16 protein-coding genes are annotated in these 18,596 nt (G+C 55.3%); 7 read left to right on the forward strand and 9 right to left on the reverse strand.

Going from position 1 to position 18,596, the window contains the following annotated elements; genetic code table 11:
• Nucleotides 1–230 precede the first annotated feature (230 nt).
• Nucleotides 231–1,013, forward strand: a complete 783-nt coding sequence (locus RMS95_RS05240) for a 3-hydroxybutyrate dehydrogenase (RefSeq protein WP_310644212.1) — start codon at nucleotides 231–233, stop codon at nucleotides 1,011–1,013.
• A gap of 109 nt (nucleotides 1,014–1,122) precedes the next feature.
• Complete coding sequence (locus RMS95_RS05245) at nucleotides 1,123–1,530, forward strand: hypothetical protein (RefSeq protein ID WP_100132000.1); 408 nt, start codon at nucleotides 1,123–1,125, stop codon at nucleotides 1,528–1,530.
• Here the strand turns inward: RMS95_RS05245 and ispF are convergent.
• The gene (gene ispF / locus RMS95_RS05250) at nucleotides 1,524–2,006 is read right to left on the reverse strand and encodes a 2-C-methyl-D-erythritol 2,4-cyclodiphosphate synthase (RefSeq protein WP_310644214.1); all 483 of its coding nucleotides are present in this window, start codon (nucleotides 2,004–2,006) and stop codon (nucleotides 1,524–1,526) included. The genes RMS95_RS05245 and ispF overlap by 7 nt on opposite strands.
• 3 nt (nucleotides 2,007–2,009) lie before the next feature.
• Nucleotides 2,010–2,726 (reverse strand): 2-C-methyl-D-erythritol 4-phosphate cytidylyltransferase, encoded by a 717-nt coding sequence (ispD, locus tag RMS95_RS05255; protein WP_310644216.1) that lies wholly within the window; start codon nucleotides 2,724–2,726, stop codon nucleotides 2,010–2,012.
• Nucleotides 2,727–2,774: 48 nt separating this feature from the next.
• Here ispD and mfd point away from each other — a divergent pair, with 48 nt between their 5' ends.
• Entirely contained in the window at nucleotides 2,775–6,278 is a 3,504-nt protein-coding gene (gene mfd / locus RMS95_RS05260) for a transcription-repair coupling factor (RefSeq protein ID WP_310644218.1), read from the forward strand.
• A gap of 8 nt (nucleotides 6,279–6,286) precedes the next feature.
• Nucleotides 6,287–7,003 carry a phosphoserine phosphatase SerB gene (gene serB / locus RMS95_RS05265; RefSeq protein WP_310644220.1) on the forward strand — a complete coding sequence of 239 codons (717 nt, stop codon included), beginning with the start codon at nucleotides 6,287–6,289 and terminating at the stop codon, nucleotides 7,001–7,003.
• Nucleotides 7,004–7,032: 29 nt separating this feature from the next.
• Here serB and RMS95_RS05270 read toward each other — a convergent pair whose 3' ends face one another.
• Both RMS95_RS05270 and uvrC read right to left on the reverse strand, forming a co-directional pair.
• Nucleotides 7,033–8,022 carry a tripartite tricarboxylate transporter substrate binding protein gene (locus RMS95_RS05270; protein WP_310644223.1) on the reverse strand — a complete coding sequence of 330 codons (990 nt, stop codon included), beginning with the start codon at nucleotides 8,020–8,022 and terminating at the stop codon, nucleotides 7,033–7,035.
• A gap of 18 nt (nucleotides 8,023–8,040) precedes the next feature.
• Nucleotides 8,041–10,008 carry an excinuclease ABC subunit UvrC gene (uvrC, locus tag RMS95_RS05275; protein ID WP_310644225.1) on the reverse strand — a complete coding sequence of 656 codons (1,968 nt, stop codon included), beginning with the start codon at nucleotides 10,006–10,008 and terminating at the stop codon, nucleotides 8,041–8,043.
• Nucleotides 10,009–10,033: 25 nt separating this feature from the next.
• On the opposite strand from uvrC, the gene earP reads away from it, so the two are divergent.
• From earP to RMS95_RS05290, 3 genes are all read left to right on the forward strand, one after another.
• The gene (earP, locus tag RMS95_RS05280) at nucleotides 10,034–11,134 is read left to right on the forward strand and encodes an elongation factor P maturation arginine rhamnosyltransferase EarP (protein ID WP_405023361.1); all 1,101 of its coding nucleotides are present in this window, start codon (nucleotides 10,034–10,036) and stop codon (nucleotides 11,132–11,134) included.
• A gap of 75 nt (nucleotides 11,135–11,209) precedes the next feature.
• Nucleotides 11,210–11,764: an elongation factor P gene (efp, locus tag RMS95_RS05285; protein WP_100131994.1), complete on the forward strand. Its 555-nt coding sequence runs from the start codon at nucleotides 11,210–11,212 to the stop codon at nucleotides 11,762–11,764.
• A gap of 88 nt (nucleotides 11,765–11,852) precedes the next feature.
• The gene (locus RMS95_RS05290; protein WP_310644228.1) at nucleotides 11,853–12,716 is read left to right on the forward strand and encodes a TIGR00730 family Rossman fold protein; all 864 of its coding nucleotides are present in this window, start codon (nucleotides 11,853–11,855) and stop codon (nucleotides 12,714–12,716) included.
• On the opposite strand, the gene RMS95_RS05295 is transcribed toward RMS95_RS05290, so the two are convergent.
• From RMS95_RS05295 to pncB, 5 genes are read right to left on the reverse strand one after another with little or no spacing between them, the layout of a single operon-like run.
• Entirely contained in the window at nucleotides 12,691–13,842 is a 1,152-nt protein-coding gene (locus RMS95_RS05295; protein ID WP_310644230.1) for an MFS transporter, read from the reverse strand. The two genes, RMS95_RS05290 and RMS95_RS05295, sit on opposite strands and share 26 nt — an antisense overlap.
• Nucleotides 13,839–15,113 (reverse strand): DNA recombination protein RmuC, encoded by a 1,275-nt coding sequence (locus RMS95_RS05300; protein ID WP_310644232.1) that lies wholly within the window; start codon nucleotides 15,111–15,113, stop codon nucleotides 13,839–13,841. The genes RMS95_RS05295 and RMS95_RS05300 overlap by 4 nt, the downstream gene beginning before the upstream one ends.
• A complete protein-coding gene (locus tag RMS95_RS05305; RefSeq protein ID WP_310644234.1) occupies nucleotides 15,113–16,087 on the reverse strand; it encodes a D-glycerate dehydrogenase in 975 nt (324 codons plus the stop codon). Before RMS95_RS05305 ends, RMS95_RS05300 begins: the two co-directional genes overlap by 1 nt.
• 10 nt (nucleotides 16,088–16,097) lie before the next feature.
• Nucleotides 16,098–17,387 carry a sodium:proton antiporter NhaD gene (nhaD, locus tag RMS95_RS05310; RefSeq protein WP_310644236.1) on the reverse strand — a complete coding sequence of 430 codons (1,290 nt, stop codon included), beginning with the start codon at nucleotides 17,385–17,387 and terminating at the stop codon, nucleotides 16,098–16,100.
• Between the two features lie 14 nt (nucleotides 17,388–17,401).
• On the reverse strand, nucleotides 17,402–18,586 hold the full coding sequence (gene pncB / locus RMS95_RS05315) for a nicotinate phosphoribosyltransferase (RefSeq protein WP_310644238.1): 1,185 nt from the start codon (nucleotides 18,584–18,586) through the stop codon (nucleotides 17,402–17,404).
• Nucleotides 18,587–18,596 lie beyond the last annotated feature (10 nt).

The raw sequence follows: 18,596 nt of genomic DNA on the forward strand, positions 1-18,596 counted from the left end.
CCGTGACGGATGAGGAATTGACTATGATTGAAAACCGATTGAATCATCGCCCCAGAAAGCGACTAGGATTCAAGACACCTCACGAGGTATTCCATGCCTCGTTAAAGCGTGTTGCACTTCGTCCTTGAATCCGCCTTTCATATAAGAGACTCAAATTCATTCAGCGAAACGACAACTGAAAACTTCATAATGTCAGAGGTTCCTCATCGTAATTCAAATGGAGTTTTCAAATGTCAGATCGCACACTCGTCGGTAAAACAGCATTGGTCACCGGCTCCACAAGCGGCATTGGTTTAGGTATTGCAAAAGCACTGGCCCAACAAGGCGCGAACATCGTCCTCAATGGTTTTGGTGACGTGGAGGGCCCCAAAGCAGAAATTGCAGCTTTAGGCGTCCAAGTGGCTTACCACGGTGCCGACATGAGCAAAGCCTCAGACATTGAAGCCATGATGACATTCGCGGCCACCACGTTCGGGGGCGTTGACATTTTGGTCAACAACGCCGGTATCCAACACGTGGCCACTGTGGAAGATTTTCCCGTTGAGCGCTGGGACGCCATCATCGCCATCAACTTGACCAGCGCGTTTCACACCAGCCGCTTGGCATTGCCTTACATGCAAAAAACCAACTGGGGTCGCATCATCAACGTTGCCTCTGTACACGGCCTAGTGGGATCGGCTCAAAAATCAGCCTATGTGGCGGCGAAACACGGCATTGTGGGCTTGACGAAAGTCACCGCACTCGAAAACGCCACCACGGGTGTGACTTGCAACGCCATTTGTCCAGGCTGGGTATTAACGCCCTTGGTTCAAAAGCAAATTGATGCAAAAGCGCAAGCCTTGGGCATCACCAACAATGATGCCGTCAAATTGCTACTGGGGGAAAAGGAGCCGTCTATGCAATTCACCACCCCCGAAGAATTGGGCGAACTGGCAATCTTTTTCTGCTCTAAGGCTGGCCAAAACATCCGCGGTGTGGCTTGGAATATGGATGGTGGTTGGACGGCCCAATAATTTTCAAAGAAAAATTTACACCTCTATAAAGTAAAACTATTTATTTAAAAGAAAGCAAATTCCTACTTACAATCACATCACACATCTATTTCTCATTTACCTTAGAGGTATGACACAAAGCTACCCTAAAGAAACTGGAAAGTTTGCAGACCGCTTCCGCGCAGCATTGAAAGATGCTGGCGTTCGTGTCTCGGCCACAGTCGTGGCTAACGAATTCAACCTGCGGTATTGGGGGGAAGGTATTTCCTCACATGCCGCTCGCAATTGGCTTATGGGGGTTTCCATCCCCAAACAAGACAAACTCTTGGTCTTGTCAAAGTGGCTCAAAATCTCACCTGAAGGACTGTTGTTTGGCACACCGCCCCCACGTCCGGCAGACGAAGCAGCCAAAGATGAGCACATGAACTTGGTAGATCAGCAACTGATTTCACGCTACTTCGCGCTGCAACCCGAACAACGCCGTGTGGTCCGAGAGGTCGTCGAAGGCCTTGCTGCCCTCAACCCTAAAAATCAATAAATCAAAGCGGAGGCCCTGGCCTCCATACTTTGACCTAGGCCCACAGGGCCTATTTTTTCGGCCGTTTTCGCCTTGACGTTGACTTGGGTGACCTCCACATTCAAAGCTTGTGCAATGCGCTCACACATTTGAGGAATGTAAGTAGCCAATTTGGGGGACTGAGCGATCACTGTGCTGTCGACATTGCCAATGGCAAACCCAGCATCGCGCACAGCTTGTGCGGCTTGTTGTAGCAACACCCACGAATCTGCACCCTTGAATTTGGCGTCAGTGTCTGGAAAATGTCGCCCGATGTCGCCTAACGCCGCCGCCCCCAACAAAGCATCGGTGATCGCATGCAACAGCACATCCGCATCGGAGTGGCCCAGTAACCCAAAAGGATGTGGTACGTGAACACCCCCCAACATCAAGGGGCGCCCCTCCACCAGGGCGTGGACATCCCAACCTTCACCAATCCGAAATTTAGGCATCGTCATTTGTTATTCCTCTGATCGTGTTCTCAAAATCGCGTCAGCCAAAGCGAAGTCTTCGGGGTACGTGACTTTGAAGTTTTGGGCACTGGCAGAAACCAAGCGAGGGTGCAGGCCCATGGCCTCCAGCGCACTCGACTCATCGGTCACAGCGTTGCTGGCTTGCTCAAGCGCTTGGGTCAATCGCCCCAGTCGAAACATCTGTGGCGTTTGGGCCAGCCACTTGTCTGACCTATCTATCGTAGAGGCCACGCGTCCGTCTTGCTCGACCTTTAAGGTGTCGGCCAAGCGGTATGCCAGCAACCCTCCCACGACATCGTCTTGGCAAGCATCCATCAAGGCATTGATTTGCGCGGGGCTCACCAGACAGCGCGCCGCATCATGGACCAACACCCAATCATGCGGCCGTGCACCCCGCGTGCTTAAAGCATGCAAGCCCGCCAACACACTTTGAGCGCGCGTGGCACCACCAACCTGCACCACATCAAACGCAGGCTGAGGATGCGTCTTCAGCAGGCTCGCCATGTGTTGATCATCCGGTGCAACCACCAACAAGCCACTCGCCAAACGCGAGACAGCGCCAAAAGCGCGCAACGTGTGCACCACCATCGGTAAACCGGCCACTGTTTGGTACTGTTTGGGTTGGTGTGTGCCCGCACGGCTGCCCGATCCTGCACAGGGAATCAAGGCATAAAAATGGGCAGAGGGGGGCGTGATTAAGGACATAGACCAAACAGACGGAATGAACCGGGCCCCCATTCTAGAATTGCGCCAATGCATCTGCCCTCTTTGAGCTCTGGCAAACGATTTGCCCTCCCCCGCCCCGTTGGTTCCGCCGATGCTTTGCTGCTCGCGCAACTCAGTGCACGCGAAAAATCTAAAAATCAACGCGTGGCCATCGTCACCGCCGACGCCGTCGATGCGCAACGCTTGCAAGACGAAATGGCGTTCTTCGCCCCTGACGTTCGCTGCGTGCTCTTTCCAGATTGGGAAACGCTGCCATACGACAGCTTCTCGCCCCACCAAGACCTCATCAGCGAGCGCTTGGCCACGCTATGGCGCATTTCGCAAGGCGATGCCGATGTGGTGCTCATCCCCGCAACGACAGCCCTGTATCGCTTGGCGCCGCCGGCATTTTTGGCCGGCTACACCTTTCACTTCAAAGTCAAACAGTCTTTGGATGAAGCCAAGCTGAAATCGCAGCTGACCTTGGCAGGCTACAACCACGTCACCCAAGTCGTCAGCCCCGGCGAGTACGCTGTGCGTGGTGGCCTGATTGACCTGTTCCCCATGGGCTCTTTGGTGCCCTACCGCGTCGATTTGTTTGACAACGAAATCGACTCCATCCGCACCTTCGACCCCGACACCCAGCGCAGCCTTTACCCCGTACCAGAAGTGCGCTTGCTGCCAGGGCGTGAGTTCCCCATGGACGACGCTGCGCGCGGACAGTTTCGCAACCGTTGGCGCGAACTGCTCGACGGCGACCCCACCAAAAGCCGCATCTACAAAGACATTGGCAATGGCGTCGCCACCGCCGGCATTGAGTACTACCTGCCGCTGTTTTTTGAAGAAACGGCCACGGTCTTTGATTATTTAGGTGCATCGGCGACTGTCGTTTTGCATGGCGATTTAGAGCCTGTGTTCCAACGCTTTTGGCAAGACACGCAAGATCGCTACCGTTTGGTCCAAGGCGATCCCGAGCGCCCAGCGTTGCCCCCCGCCAGCTTGTTTTTGAGTGCGGAGCAGTTCTACGCCGCGGCCAGCACGTATGCCCAATTTGTGTTGCGCCCGCAGATCACGGATGTGCCCGACAACGCCTTCGCGCAAACCTTGCCCGACCTGACCGTGGTACGCGGCGCCACCGACCCGCTTCAAAAGCTGCAAAGCTACGCCAAGCAAACCAGCAACCGCTTGCTGATCTTGGCGGAAAGCGATGGCCGCCGCGAAAGCCTGCTCGACTTCTTGCGCTCCAGCCAAGTCAGCCCACCGGGGTTTGACTCTTTGGCCGAGTTCCAAGCCAGCCACGAAAAAATCGGCATTGCCACGTCCCGATTGCAAGTCGGTTTCAGCTGGACCGAGGCAGGCCTCGACCTCATCACCGAAACCGAGTTGTTCGCTGTCGGCACGACCACCCGCCGCCGCAAAAAACAAGAACAGGTCAGCGATGTCGAAGCCCTCATCAAAGACTTGGCTGAGCTCAACGTGGGCGACCCCGTGGTGCACAACGCCCACGGCATTGGCCGCTACCGGGGCCTGATCAACATGGACCTCGGTGAGAAAAATGCCGACGGCTCGCCAGCACTGCAAGAGTTTTTGCACCTCGAATACGCAGACAACGCCGTGCTCTACGTGCCTGTGAGCCAATTGCACCTGATTGGCCGCTACACAGGCGTCAGCGCCGACGAGGCCCCGCTGCACAAGCTCGGCTCCGCACAGTGGGACAAGGCCAAGCGCCGCGCCGCCGAACAGGTGCGCGACGCCGCCGCCGAGCTGCTCAACATCTACGCCCGCCGCGCCGCACGAGAAGGCCACCCCTTCCGCTTCTCGCCGCAAGACTACGAAACCTTTGCCAACGACTTTGGCTTTGACGAAACCGCCGACCAACGCGCCGCCATCCACGCCGTCATGCAAGACATGATCAGCCCTCGCCCGATGGACCGCTTGGTCTGCGGCGATGTGGGTTTTGGCAAAACCGAAGTGGCCCTGCGCGCCGCCTTCATGGCCGTGACAGGCGGCAAACAAGTGGCCTTCTTGGCCCCCACCACCTTGCTGGCCGAGCAACACTTTCAAACACTGACCGACCGCTTCAGCAAGTGGCCCGTCAAGATTGCGGAGATGAGCCGTTTCCGCTCCGCCAAAGAAATCACCGCTGCCGCCAAGGGGCTGGCAGATGGCCAAGTCGACATTGTGGTCGGCACCCACAAATTGTTCAGCGCGTCGGTCAAATTCAAAGACCTCGGCCTGCTCATCATTGACGAAGAGCACCGCTTTGGCGTGCGTCACAAAGAGGCCATGAAAGCCATGCGCGCCGAGGTAGATGTGCTCACGCTCACCGCCACCCCCATCCCTCGCACCTTGGGCATGGCCTTGGAAGGCCTGCGCGACTTGAGCGTGATCGCCACCGCCCCGCAACGCCGGTTGGCCATCAAAACCTTTGTGCGCACCGAAGGCAATGGTGTCATCCGAGAAGCCGTGTTGCGCGAACTCAAACGCGGTGGCCAGTGCTACTTTTTGCACAACGAAGTCGACACCATCGAAAACCGCAAGGCTCGCTTGGAAGAGTTGCTGCCTGAAGCACGCATCGCCATCGCACACGGTCAAATGCCCGAACGCGAACTCGAACGCGTCATGCGCGACTTTGTGGCCCAACGCTTCAACGTCTTACTGTGCTCCACCATCATCGAAACGGGCATTGACGTGCCCAGTGCCAACACCATCATCATGAGCCGCGCCGATAAATTTGGCCTGGCCCAGTTGCACCAGCTGCGTGGTCGCGTGGGCCGAAGCCACCACCAAGCCTACGCCTACCTCATGGTGCCCGACATCGAAGGCTTGACCAAACAAGCCTCACAGCGCTTGGACGCCATTCAGCAAATGGAAGAGCTGGGCTCTGGCTTTTACCTCGCCATGCATGACTTGGAAATTCGCGGTGCAGGCGAAGTGCTGGGCGAAAACCAAAGCGGCAACATGCTGGAAGTGGGCTTTCAGCTCTACAACGAGATGCTCAACGAAGCGGTGCGCGCCTTGAAGAACGGCGAAGAGCCGGATCTCTTGAGCCCACTCAGCGCCACGACCGAAATCAACCTGCATGCCCCCGCACTACTGCCCGATGACTACTGCGGCGATGTGCACCTGCGCTTGTCGTTCTACAAAAAATTAGCCACGGCCAAAACGGGCGATCAAATTGACGCGCTGCTCGAAGAAATCGTGGACCGCTTTGGCAAACTGCCCGCCCAAGCGCAAACTTTGATCGACGTGCACCGCCTGCGCGTGCAAGCGCGCAGCTATGGCGTGACCAAGGTCGACGCAGCCCCCGGCGTGACCCACATCAGCTTCAAACCCAACCCACCGTTTGATGCCATGCGCATCATCGAGCTGGTACAAAAAAATAAGCACATCAAACTGGCGGGCAACGACCGTTTACGCATCGAGTGCGAGCTGCCCGAGCCGCCAGCCCGTGCGCAAATGGTGCGCGATATATTGCGCGCATTGGGCACGCCAAATACGCCAGTGATCAAGGCCACTGAGGCTCAGACATCCAGCGCAGACCCACGATAATTCTTAATATGACTTCTGCTACCGAATTCGCCCCCGGCCTTGCCATTCAAGGCTTCACCGCCCCTCTCCAACTGCAAGACTTCAAACTCATCGCGTTCGACATGGACTCGACGCTCATCAACATTGAGTGCATTGATGAAATTGCCGATGCCACAGGCCGCAAGGCCGAGGTGGCGGCCATCACGGAAGCGGCGATGCGCGGTGAAATCACGGATTTCAAAGACAGCTTGCGCCGCCGTTTGGCCTTGCTCAAAGGCGCACCCGAGTCAGCCTTACAGGAAGTTTTTGAGCATCGTTTGCGTTTGAACCCAGGCGCCAAAAACTTGGTGGACACCTGCAAAGCCCACGGAATGAAAGTGTTATTGGTCAGCGGTGGATTCACCTTTTTTGCCGACCGCGTGTGCGAGATGTTGAACATCGATTTTTCTCGCAGCAATGTGCTGGACATTGCCAACGGTCAGCTGACGGGCCAAGTGAGCATACAAGCCTGGGGTGACATTTGTGACGGCGCTGAAAAGCGCAAGATGCTGCTGCACATTTGCACGCAAATGGGCATCAGGCCAAGCCAAGCCATTGCCATGGGCGACGGTGCCAACGACTTGCCCATGATGGGCGAAGCCGGCTTGTCGGTGGCGTACCACGCGAAGCCCAAGGTGCGCGAGCAAGCCATGGTTGCCATCAACGAGGGGGGCTTAGACCGACTGCTCGAAGTGGTCAAGGTTTAACGCCACGAAGGCCCTGCGCCTTCGCCCCTTCAGATGCCTTCGGGTTTGATTTGCGCCCGCGCAATCACCTGTTTCCATCGGTTTTGCTCGGTCTTGATGAAAGCGTCAAACTCTGCACCTGTGCTGCCAATGGCCAGCGCATTGTCAAGCGCGAGCTTTTCTTTCACATGCGCGCTGCGGCCTGCTTTGACGGCCTCGAGTTCGAGTTTTGCCAAATTGGGTTTGGCCCATTTGCTCGGTGCCAGCAAGCCGTACCACTGCGTCATCTCAAAGCCTTTGTAGCCTTGCTCTGCGACCGTGGGCACATCGGGCAACTGCGACAAACGGGTGCTCGACCCTGTGGCAATGCAACGCAGCTTGCCCGCCTTGATGAACTGAATGAGGGCCGGCGCACCTGCGGCGCTGGCTTGCAAACGCCCAGCCATCAGGTCCGTCAGCATGGGGCCCGTGCCACGATAAGGCACATGCAGCACAAAGGTCTCGGTGGCCATCTTCAAATATTCAAACGCCAAATGACCTGCACTGCCGTTGCCTGCTGTGCCGTAATTGAGTTGGCCAGGTTTGCTCTTGGCATAGGCCACAAACTCTTTGAGGTTCTTAACGGGCAGATCCGGATGGACCACGTACAAGCTGGGCACTTTAGACACCAAGGTGATGGGCGTGAAGTCTCGCGCAGGGTCGTAGGAGAGTTTGTCAAAGATGAACGGGTTGACCGCCAAAGTGCCAATGTGACCCAAGATCAGTGTGTGCTCGTCATGGCTGTTCGCCACTTCTTGCATGGCAATGTTGCCTGCACCACCGGGTTTGTTGTCCACGAACACGTTTTGGCCTAGGCCTTTGGCCATTTCAGCGGCCACAGCGCGTGCCACGATTTCAGAACTACCGCCGGGTGCAAATGGCACGACCAAGCGCAGAGGCTTGTTAGGCCAAGCGTTTTGCGCCCACGCGTTCTGCCCGAATAAAGCGGCAGAGGCTAAACCGGTTTGTGCCAGCCAGTCGCGGCGGTTCAATGTACGCATTGTTTATTCCTTGATGCCTTAACGTAAGGCGTTGTAAATGGTTTGTGCCAAATCTTCTGAAATACCTTCCACGGTACACAGATCTGCCACGCTGGCATCGCCCACACCGCGCGCACCACCAAAGCGCTGCAGCAATTTGGCACGCTTCTTTGGCCCCACGCCCGGAATTTCTTCGAGCTTGCTGCCCCCCACACGCACTTTGGCGCGTGCGGCTCGCATGCCGGTGATGGCAAAGCGGTGTGCTTCATCACGAATTTGGGCGACCAACATCAAGGCGGCGGAGTCACGGCCCAAGTACACCTTCTCGCGGCCATCGGCAAACACCAACTCTTCGAGGCCGACTTTGCGGCCCTCGCCTTTTTCAACCCCCACAATGCGTGAGAGGTCGAGCCCAAGCGACTCAAACACCTCACGCGCCATGCTCACTTGGCCTTTGCCGCCGTCAATCAGTACCAGGTCAGGCAGCTTGCCCTCGCCCGCACGCACGGCCTCGGCGAGCTTGCTGTAGCGGCGCACCAGCACTTGGCGCATGGCGGCGTAGTCGTCGCCACCGGTGATGCCGTCGATGTTGTAGCGGCGGTATTCTGCGCTTTGCATTTTGTGATGATGAAACACGACGCACGAGGCTTGCGTGGACTCGCCTGAAGTGTGCGAAATGTCAAAGCACTCCACGCGAAACTGTTCTAAATCTTCTGGCGCTAAATCGAGGGCATCCACCAACGCGCGGGTGCGCGCTTGTTGCGAGCCTTCTTCGGCCAGCAAGCGGGCAAGTTGAATGTCGGCATTTTGTTGCGCCATTTCTAGCCACACACGGCGTTGCTCGCGTGGGTTGTGCACGGCGGTGATCTTGACGCCCGTTTGCTCGGTCAGCGCTTGCAACAGTTCTTTGTCCACCGCGTGGCTGGTGATGAGCGCGGGCGGCACGGGTACATCTAAATAGTGCTGACTCAAAAACGCTTCCAGCACTTCGGCAGGCTCAGCGTCGTCCACGTGCACAGGGAAGTAAGGCCGGTCACCCAAGTGGCGACCACCGCGCACCATGGCCAAGTTGACACAGGCTTTGCCGCCTTGCACTTTGACCGCGAGGATGTCCACGTCTTGGTCGCCCACGGTGTCCACCGCTTGTTGGTGCAACACTTTGGAGAGCGCGCTCATTTGGTTGCGCAGCTCGGCGGCTTGTTCAAATTCGAGTTTCTCAGCGTGCGCCATCATGCGCGCTTCAATGCTCGCCATGACTTCCTGCGTTTCTCCGCGCAGCAAACGCATCGCGCTGTCCACATCGCGCTGGTAATCGGGCACAGAGATGAGCCCCACACACGGCCCAGAGCAACGTTTGATTTGAAACAGCAAACACGGGCGCGTGCGGTTGTTGAACACTGTGTCTTCACAGGTACGCAAACGAAACACTTTTTGCAGCAGTTGAATGGCTTCTCGCACCGCCCACACGCTGGGGTATGGACCAAAGTAGTCATGGCGTTTATCCACCGCGCCTCGGTAGTACACAACACGGGGCACCTGTTGTGGATTCACGCTCAGGTGATGGGTCGTGCTGAGGTTGCCCAAGACAAGAGGCGAAGCGGCTTGGTTCGCGACCTCGTTGCTCTTCATGGGGACACCACGCGTCATCTTCAAATACGGGTAACTCTTGTCATCGCGAAACAAGATGTTGTATTTGGGCTTGAGGGTTTTGATGAGGTTGTTTTCCAGCAGCAGCGCTTCAGCCTCGGAACGCACCACCGTGGTTTCCATGCGAACGATCTTGCTCACCATGTGACCAATGCGTGTGCCGCCGTGGTCTTTTTGGAAATAGCTAGACACCCGCTTCTTCAGATTAATGGCCTTGCCCACATAAAGAACTTGCTCCTGCGCATCAAAGTAGCGGTACACGCCAGGCAGCGCAGGCAAGCTCGCCACCCGCTCTAACAGCTCGGGCGGGTGACGCGGTGCTGCGTTTTCTGGCGTGGCATCTGAAGAGGTTTTGGACATGCCCATATTGTGGACAATCTCAGATGTGAAAAAGATTTGGGATATTTTTTGTCGCGTCATCGACAACCACGGTGACCTTGGCGTGTGCTGGCGGCTGTGTACAGACCTCGCGCAGCGCGGCCACACCGTGCGCCTGTGGGTGGACGAGGCGACAGCCTTGGTGTGGATGGCACCACAAGGCTGCGCGGGCGTGACCATCCATGCGTGGCCCGACGACGAAGCCCTGCAAGTCTTAGCTCAAGACAAGGCCTTTGAAGTAGGCGATGTCGTCGTAGAAGCATTTGGCTGCGAACTGCCCGAAGCGTTCCAAGCGTTGATGGCACAAGGCACACCCCCTGTGTGGATCAACCTCGAATACCTCAGCGCCGAGGGCTATGTGGCCCGCTCGCATGGCTTGGCCTCACCCGTCATGCGTGGTCCAGCACGCGGTCTGACCAAATGGTTTTTCTTCCCGGGATTCACGCCAGATACAGGCGGCTTGCTGCGTGAGCAAGATCTGCAGGAACGACAAGCCGCGTTTGACCGTAACGCATGGCTGAGCGCCCTGCAGCTGGATCAACCCATCGCACCCCACGAGCGCCTGATCAGTCTGTTTTGTTACGAACCATCAGCCCTGACTGATTTACTCAAACAGCTCTGTCAAGCCGACAGCCCCACGCGATTGCTGGTCGCCCAAGGCCGCCCCAAAGCTGCTGTGGCATCGGCTACACAAGCGTTGAACATGCCCGAGGTTGGCTTGGGCCAGTTGCACATCAGCCAGCTGCCTTATGTCAGCCAAATCGATTTTGACCATCTGCTGTGGGCTTGCGACCTGAATTTTGTGCGGGGAGAAGACTCTTTGGTGCGCGCCCTGTGGGCTGGTAAGCCATTTGTTTGGCATATTTACCCGCAAGACGACTTGGCGCATCATGACAAGTTGCAAGCTTTTTACCTCGCTTTGCGAATGCCGCAGACTTTGCAACATGTTCACGACGTGTGGAATAACCGGTCTGACACAACGCTGCCGGCGTTGACACCGTCTAATTTGGCCGTCTGGCAGGCTTGGAGCTCAGAAACACGACGGCTTTTACAAACCCAAACTGACTTAACCGCAGCGCTGATCGGGTTTGTCGCACAAAAACGCTAAAATAACGGGCTATGCGAACCCAGTGCAGCTTGAGCTGTACGGGCCATTTTCACAAACACAAGACACCAACACACTATGAAAACCGCTCAAGAAATCCGCGTCGGTAACGTCATCATGCACGGCAAGGACCCCATGGTCGTCCTGCGCACCGAATACCAACGCGGCGGTCGTGGCTCGTCCACCGTTCGCATGAAGCTCAAAAGTCTGATCGCCAACTTCGGCACCGAAGTGGTTTTCAAAGCCGACGACAAGATGGACCAAGTCATCTTGGATAAGAAAGATTGCACCTACTCTTACTTCGCTGACCCGATGTACGTTTGTATGGACGCCGACTTCAACCAATACGAAGTTGAAGCCAGCAACATGGGCGACGCGCTGAACTACCTCGAAGACGGCATGGAACTCGAAGTGGTGTTCTACGACGAGAAAGCGATTTCTGTCGAATTGCCCACCAACGTCGTGCGCGAAATCACATGGACTGAACCAGCCGTCAAAGGCGACACCTCAGGCAAAGTGTTGAAGCCCGCCAAAATCGCAACGGGCTTCGAAGTGGCTGTGCCATTGTTTGTGGCCCAAGGCGACAAAATCGAAGTGGACACACGCACCGGCGAATACCGCAAGCGCGTCTAACCCTCTTCATGGGTTTAGAAAATCAAGGCTCCTTCGGGAGCCTTTTTCATGGGCGAAGGCACCCATGACTTGCCGTTACCATTGACGCATGGATGGAATGCTCGACCCTCACGACCGAAGAATTGCAGAAGCTTGGGAAACCCTCAAGGCACAACACGCGACCGGCGATGTGTTGTCACCCGAGTCCAACCGACTTGCATTTGCGGATCCCGAATTCTTGCTGCGCAAAGAAACACGCGGCTTGCGATTTCAACTGGAAATGCTCAAACCCGACTTGGCACAACAAGAACAAGGCATTGAGCACACCGTGGTGGTATTTGGTAGTGCGCGTTTTCTCAGCGAAGAGGCGGCCCACCTTGAACTGGTACGTGCCCGTGAAAGTGGTGATCTCTTCGCCATCAAGCGCGCAGAAACCACGCTACGCAATGCCAGTTTTTACGAACAAGCTCGGGCATTGGCTGGCGTCATTACCAAATTCAGTGCCGACAGAACCAATGGCCGCAAGCTCTTTATTTGCACAGGGGGTGGCCCAGGCATCATGGAGGCGGCCAACCGTGGCGCAGCAGAGGCTGGAGGCATCAGCATCGGCCTCAACATTGCCCTACCCCGCGAGCAAAGCCCCAATCCGTACATCACACCCGGTCTGAGCTTCAAATTCCATTACTTTGCGCTGCGCAAAATGCACTTCATGATGCGTGCCAAAGCCTTGGTGGCTTTCCCTGGCGGCTTTGGAACCTTGGACGAGTTATTTGAAACCCTCACGCTGGTGCAATGCAAAAAAGCCAAACCTGTGCCTATCGTGCTGTTTGGCAGTGCTTACTGGAAGCGTTTGTTCAACCCCGAGGTGATGATTGAAGAAGGTGTCATCTCACAAGAAGACTTGAACTTGTTCAAATACGTGGACAGCGTAGATGACGCGTGGAACTTTATCCGTGAGTTTTATGCACTCTGAGCATGTAAGCGCTGCGCGAGCCCAAGCCGACCACAGCTGACACACACCAAAATACGCCGCCAATTCCAATCACGGTGCCGGCAGCGCCAAACAAAATAGGCATCAACACACTGGATGCGTTGATGCCCATCAAACGCAAACCCAGCGCCTCGCCATGACGGTGCTCGGGAGTGATTTGATGCAAAGTACTCATCACCATGGGCTGCACCGACCCCAAGGACAACCCCAACAGCACAGAGCAGGCGCCCATGGTCCACGCGGTATGCATCAAAGGATAAACACCCAGCAAGGCCGAGGTGATCAGCATGGCGCCCGTGATGACTTGCCACTCTTGCATGCGGGCCGCCAAAATGGGCAACAGCATGCGAATCAAGGCGGCGGCGATAGCAAAGCCGCCCAAGATAGAGCCAATGGCTGACGCACTCAAGCCGCGCTCATGGCCCAAGATGGGCACGACAAACGTGTGCACATCCCAGCAGGCTGACAAAAACCAATTCACCATCAGCAAGCGCCGAAACATGGGGGCGTTGAGCAAATCCCAAGCACGATTTTTTTCATGACCATCCGGTTTGATGACCGGCGGCAATTCACGCGTTCGGCGAATGCATAACCACCCCAAAAGTGGCAACACGGCCATCGCAGCATAGGCCCACTGAAACCCCGCATGGTCAATCAAGATACCTGCGGTGAAAGGCCCAATGAAGTTCGAAAACGCGGGGCCAATCGACAACCAACTGAACGCCTGCTTCATTTGCGTCACATCTTGAACTGCTCGCCCCACATGACGCTGCAGCGCGATGATGGCCCCGCCGGTCGCCCCGCCCGTCAACAAAGCGCTGACACATAAAACCGGAAAAATGGGCCACAGCGCAGCCAACCCTGCCCCTGTGAAGGCCATGAGCACACTCCACATGACAGGTCGCTTCAGGCCATGCGCATCGGCATAGCGACCTGCTGGCAAGGCCAAGAAAACTTGTGTCAACGCAAACAGAGCCAGAAGTACCCCGACCGCCGCCTCACTTTGCCCGCTGCGCAAAGCCATCAAAGGCGCAGACATGCGCATACCCGCCATACAGGCATGAAGGCAAATTTGCCCTGCGATGAGTCGGGTCAGTTCACGCTTCACACTTGGGCATCCGAGTCATCTAAGGCCTCGTCAAACTTAGGCAACAACGCTTGAGCCTCCCCCTCAGGCAAGGCCTCCACGTTTTTCAGCGCGCGACGCATTTGACGACTGCGTGTGTCGGCACGGTCCAAAGTGTCCGCCGCTTTTTGCACTTGCTCGCGCACCTTTTCAACCCAGTCGCCATACCGCTCAAACTCAGTTTTAACGGCCCCCAACACCTTCCAAACTTCTGACGCTTGTTGTTCCAACGCCAATGTGCGAAAGCCCATATGCAAACTGTTGAGCATGGCCAACAGCGTGGTGGGGCCCGCCAAAGTGACGCGGTAATCGCGTTGTAGGCTGTCCATCAAGCCAGGGCGACGCAGCACCTCGGCATACAAACCTTCGATGGGCAAAAACAAAATTGCGAAGTCGGTGGTATGCGGCGGCGCCAAGTAGCTCTCGGCAATGCTCTTGGCTTCGGTGCGAATACGCACTTCCAATGCCTTGGCCGACAACTCTGCCGCAACGGGATCAGCGCGGTCGTGGGCATCGAGCAAACGCTCGTAATCATCGCGTGGGAACTTGGCATCTATAGGCAACCACACGGGTTCACCGTCAGCGCCACCTCGACCAGGAAATCGAATCGCAAAGTCCACACGTTGGTTGCTGCGAGGCTTAGTCTCGACCTGTTTGGCGTATTGCTCCACCGTCAAGACCTGCTCCAGCAAGGCCTCAAGTTGAACCTCGCCAAACATACCGCGTGTTTTCACATTAGTCAGCACGCGCTGCAAGCTACCCACACCATCGGCGAGTTTTTGCATTTGTCCCAAGCCGTTGTGCACTTGCTCCAAACGCTCGGCGACTTGTTTGAAACTCTCAGACAAGCGTTTCTCTAACGTGGTCTGCAGCTTTTCGTCGACCGTGCGACGCATTTCGTCCAATTTCTCGGCGTTGCTCTTTTGCAATTGCTGCAACTGTTGGTTCAACGTGTCGCCGATGCTGGCTTGCATCAAGCTCAGTTGTTGAACTTGGCTTTGCTGAAAACTGGCCAAAGTTTGCGTCAGCTCTTGACGTCCACCCCGTGATGATTCGGTGATTTCAAAACGCAGTTCGCGCTCCACACGCTCGAGCTTGTCTTGCACGTTCAACATGCTTTGTTGCAGCGCTAACGCCTGGGACTGAGCTTGTGCTTGCGCCTCTTCTCGGTTGTCTGCGCCAGAGCGTCGCAGCAGTACCACCAACAGCAGTGCATTGACCAAGCCAATACCAACGGCAATCCAAACTTCCATCACGCACCTAAGGTGTTGAGTGGCGTCAGTGATTTGCCTTGTGTGAAATAGCTGATCAAATTGTCCGCTGCCAAGTTGGCCATGGCCATGCGTGTGGCGATGGATGCGCTGGCGATGTGCGGCGTCAGCACGATGTTGGGCACGGTCAACAAATCTGGGTGAACGTTGGGCTCCCCCTCAAACACATCAAGCCCTGCCGCAGCAATGCGACGCTCACGCAACGCAACCGCCAAAGCGGCATCGTCCACGATGCCGCCGCGTGCAATGTTGACCAAGGTAGCCGTCGGTTTCATCTGCGCCAACTCTGCAGCACCGATGGTGTGGTGAGAAGCCGCGCTGTAAGGCACAACCAACACCACGTGGTCTGCGGTGCGCAAAAGTTCTTCTTTGCTGACGTAAGTCGCACCGCACTCGGCTTCAAGTTCAGGACTCAGGCGCGAGCGATTGTGATAAATCACTTTCATGCCAAAGCCATGTGCACCGCGCTTGGCGATGCCTTGGCCAATACGGCCCATGCCCAAAATGCCCATGGTGCTGCCATGCACTTCAGCACCCGCAAACATGTCGTAACGCCATTGCGTCCAGTCGCCACGGCGCAAGTAGTGCTCGCTCTCCGTCAATCGACGGGCTGTTGCCATCAGCAAAGCAAAACCAAAATCGGCTGTAGTTTCGGTCAGTACATCGGGGGTGTTGCTGGCTTGCACGCCATGCGCAGTCATGGCGGGTACGTCAAAGTTGTTGTAGCCCACGGCCATGTTTGCAACGGCCTTCAAGCTAGGGCAAGCCTTGAGCACATCAGCGTCCACAGGGTCAGAACCTGTGGTGAGTGCGCCAGCATGCTGCGAGAGCGCTTGCGTCCAATCTGATTTAGTCCAAGCTTTATCAGCTTGGTTATCGGTGACGTCAAAATGCTCGCGCAAACGTGTCAACACCTCTTCAAAAATAGGGCGGGCAACGATGATTTTGGGTTTCATAAACATACTTTCAGTGAGTCAACGCGTATTCGGCAATGTAAAAAAATGCTCCGGAGAAGTACCCGATGAGCGCCAAGCCACTGATTTTTTTGATGTACCAAATGAAATCAATCCGCTCTAAGCCCATGGCGGCGACACCGGCTGCAGAGCCAATGATGAGAATCGAACCACCGGTTCCTGCGCAATAAGCCAAGAACTCCCATAAGAAACTGTCAGCAGGGTATTGCGCCAAGCTGTACATCCCCATTGATGCAGCGACCAAAGGCACGTTATCGACAATGGCGCTCACAACGCCAATGATCATGACGATCACATCTTGTCGCCCAACGGTTTGATCCAACCAAGCCGCCACATTCGACAAAATATGGGTGTGTTCCAACGTCGAGACAGACAACAAAATGCCCACAAAGAAAACGATCGAGGGCATGTCAATTTTGGTCAATGCATGGGTCAAAGAAAGATGCTGTTTGTGCTCATCTAATTTCTCCCGATGCACCAAATCCCCCACAAACCAGAGCACACCTAAACCAAACAAAACGCCCATAAACGGCGGGAGATGCGTCCAAGTTTTAAAAGCCGGCACAGCAATCAAAATGCCCAACCCCAAAAAAAACATCAGATTGCGCTCAAACGCCGTGGTTTGACTTTCTTGCGCAGACAAAGCCTGAATAACAGGTGACACCACCTGTTGGCCTTTCAGCCAAAAACTTGTAACGATCAAAGGAACCATCAAGTTCACCAAAGAGGGCAAGAACAAGCCTTTGATGATTTCAAGCGCAGTGATCTGGCCACCAATCCACAACATCGTGGTCGTGACATCGCCAATGGGTGACCAAGCTCCCCCCGCATTGGCAGCGATGACGATGATGCCTGCAAAGAACAAACGATCATCACGCTTGTCGAGCAGCTTTTTCATCAGAGACACCATCACGATGGTGGTGGTCAAGTTGTCCAAGATGGCACTCAAGAAGAATGTCACAAAACCAACCAACCACATCAATCTAGACAGTTGCGTCGTTTTGATGCGCGACGTAATGACCTCAAAGCCATTGTGCGCATCCACCACTTCCACAATTGCCATCGCCCCCATCAGAAAAAATACGATTTGAGCAGTACTAACAAGTGACTCGTTCAGGTGTTCTCCCACCACATATGCGTCAGCAGCGTTGACGGCATAGATCGTCCACAACAAGCCCGCGCCCACCAAAGCAGATGCAGATTTGTTGATTTGTAAAGGGTGTTCAAAAGCAATCGCCGCATAAGACACGACAAAAATCAAAACCAATGCAGTCAACATCATTTGCCCTTCATGAATCACGATGGCTGCACGATGCCAAACACTTGGCGCAAGTAGGCCAAATATTTTTCATCGTCGCACATGCCTTTACCTGGGGTGTCCGACAACTTGGCCACCGGTTGTCCATTGCATTGCGTCATCTTGATCACGATTTGCAGCGGTTCATAGCCCAAGTCGTTGGTTAAATTGGTGCCGATACCAAACGCGAGTTGGCAACGGCCTCTGAACTGTTGATACAAAGCAATGATTTTTTCAACCGTCAGACCGTCGCTGAAAATCAAAATTTTGGTCAACGGATCAACTCGGTTATTGCGGTAATGCGCAATCATGCGCTCGCCCCAGGTGAAAGGGTCACCGCTGTCGTGACGTGCGCCATCAAACAACTTGCAGAAGTACATGTCAAAGTCACGCAGGAACGGCTCAATGCCATAGACGTCGCTCAATGCGATGCCTAAGTCGCCGCGGTACTCACGCGCCCAAGTTTCAAAACCAAACACTTGGCTATCGCGCAAACGCGGGCCCAACGCTTGGCAGGCTTGCAAATATTCGTGCGCCATCGTGCCCAAAGGCGTGAGGCCCAGCTTCATCGCGAACAAAGCATTGCTGGTACCGGCCAACTGGCCATGAGCGCCGGTGCCCAATTTGGCAGTCAACACGCGCAGCAACTCCTCATGCCAAGCGCGTGAGAAACGACGGCGCGTGCCGTAGTCGGCAATCTTCAAATCACTCAGACGCTCGGCATGCAGCGCTTCAATTTTTTGCTCTAACCGTTTGCGACCTTCTACGAAATCAGGGACTTTTTGGGTGTTGCGAAAGTACACCTCGTTGACGATGGCCAACACAGGAATTTCAAACAAAATTGTGTGCAGCCAAGGGCCGTGAATGCTGATGTCCAAATCGCCGTTGGGCAAGGGCGTGACTTCAATGTATTTTTCGTTGAGGTGAAACAAGCCCAAGAAATCCACAAAATCGCTTTTGATAAATCGCAGACTGCGCAGCCATGTCAACTCGGCATCTTGGAAATGCAAACTGCATAAAGAACGAATTTCGTCGCGAATCTCTTGCGCATACGGCGCCAGATTCACACCGACATTGCGACACTTGAACTTGTAGGAAACCTGCGCACTGGGAAACTGATGCAGCACCGCCTGCATCATGGTGAATTTGTACAGGTCGGTGTCAAGCAGGCTTGTGATGATCATCTGGTTTTAG

Origin of the sequence: Limnohabitans sp., assembly GCF_031539175.1 — a bacterium.
Classification (GTDB): domain Bacteria; phylum Pseudomonadota; class Gammaproteobacteria; order Burkholderiales; family Burkholderiaceae_C; genus Limnohabitans.

Coding starts and splice junctions, on each gene's coding strand:
- nhaD (WP_310644236.1), bottom strand. CDS start 17,387: ATGATGTTGACTGCATTGGTTTTGATTTTTGTCGTGTCTTATGCGGCG.
- RMS95_RS05305 (WP_310644234.1), bottom strand. CDS start 16,087: ATGAAACCCAAAATCATCGTTGCCCGCCCTATTTTTGAAGAGGTGTTG.
- RMS95_RS05245 (WP_100132000.1), top strand. CDS start 1,123: ATGACACAAAGCTACCCTAAAGAAACTGGAAAGTTTGCAGACCGCTTC.
- RMS95_RS05240 (WP_310644212.1), top strand. CDS start 231: ATGTCAGATCGCACACTCGTCGGTAAAACAGCATTGGTCACCGGCTCC.
- serB (WP_310644220.1), top strand. CDS start 6,287: ATGACTTCTGCTACCGAATTCGCCCCCGGCCTTGCCATTCAAGGCTTC.
- RMS95_RS05290 (WP_310644228.1), top strand. CDS start 11,853: ATGGATGGAATGCTCGACCCTCACGACCGAAGAATTGCAGAAGCTTGG.
- uvrC (WP_310644225.1), bottom strand. CDS start 10,008: ATGTCCAAAACCTCTTCAGATGCCACGCCAGAAAACGCAGCACCGCGT.
- RMS95_RS05300 (WP_310644232.1), bottom strand. CDS start 15,113: ATGGAAGTTTGGATTGCCGTTGGTATTGGCTTGGTCAATGCACTGCTG.
- RMS95_RS05270 (WP_310644223.1), bottom strand. CDS start 8,022: ATGCGTACATTGAACCGCCGCGACTGGCTGGCACAAACCGGTTTAGCC.
- pncB (WP_310644238.1), bottom strand. CDS start 18,586: ATGATCATCACAAGCCTGCTTGACACCGACCTGTACAAATTCACCATG.
- ispD (WP_310644216.1), bottom strand. CDS start 2,726: ATGTCCTTAATCACGCCCCCCTCTGCCCATTTTTATGCCTTGATTCCC.
- mfd (WP_310644218.1), top strand. CDS start 2,775: ATGCATCTGCCCTCTTTGAGCTCTGGCAAACGATTTGCCCTCCCCCGC.
- ispF (WP_310644214.1), bottom strand. CDS start 2,006: ATGACGATGCCTAAATTTCGGATTGGTGAAGGTTGGGATGTCCACGCC.
- efp (WP_100131994.1), top strand. CDS start 11,210: ATGAAAACCGCTCAAGAAATCCGCGTCGGTAACGTCATCATGCACGGC.